At 59.9% G+C, this 755-nt stretch carries 1 protein-coding gene; it reads right to left on the bottom strand.

From position 1 onward, the window contains the following. Nucleotides 1-331: 331 nt before the first annotated feature. A complete protein-coding gene (locus tag JNK74_28685) occupies nucleotides 332-745 on the bottom strand; it encodes a hypothetical protein (GenBank protein MBL7650161.1) in 414 nt (137 codons plus the stop codon). Nucleotides 746-755: the final 10 nt, after the last annotated feature.

Genomic DNA, 755 nt, shown 5'->3' with positions numbered 1-755 from the left:
CAGCTTGTCGTGCTGCGCGCTCTGACCCAGAAAAATATTTTCTCCAGTCGAAAGGGTTCCCAAACTTCCCCGGCCGCGCGCAGTTCACCGCCGGCAGGCCGTTGATGGCACGCGAGGCAGCCTGCAGGCTGAATCCCCGGGCGCGCGAGAGGCGGAGGCGGACGGGGGTGATCACTGACATACCCCTCCGATCATCCGCAGAATGGTTGGGAAGTAGATCGCCGCCATCACGCACAGGAGCAGGAAACCAGCGCCGACCATCTCAAGGAAATCGTCCATCTTTACCCTACGACCTCCGGCACCTCGTCATGCGTGCGCCCGTCGCGCATATTCATGCGCCCACCCCCTCAATCCGTTTGCTGATCATCGCGAAGCGCGCGCTGTTCCATGTGCGCTCCGCAGCGGCTTTGCGCGCCGAGACCATCGCCTTTTCGTATGAGCTTTGGGCATCAGACGAAGCGCCGGGTGGGTAGCGCGTGCACTTGCCAGCCGCAACAGCTTCGTCAATCAGGCGCAGTTCTTCTTCGCGAGTCATGGCTGATGCTTCCGCAGAGCGTTGCGGATGTCTGTCCAATTTTGCTGTATGCATTCCGTGTCCTATCCTTCGCGCACCAGTGCGCGCACCACGGCCCTGCTTGGAAACTTCCGGCATTACCGGGCCGGAAGAGAGATGATCGCGCAGGTCGATAAGTCTGGCCGCCATGTAAGAAACATCTTCTGGTGACGGATCAAGCTCGTAGTTCATTATTTCGCTC

The sequence above is a fragment of the Candidatus Hydrogenedentota bacterium genome (genome assembly GCA_016791475.1).
Taxonomy (GTDB): Bacteria; Hydrogenedentota; Hydrogenedentia; order Hydrogenedentales; family JAEUWI01; genus JAEUWI01.
Note: the sequence above shows the minus strand (reverse complement) of the source record. Positions and strands in the feature narration are given on the sequence as shown.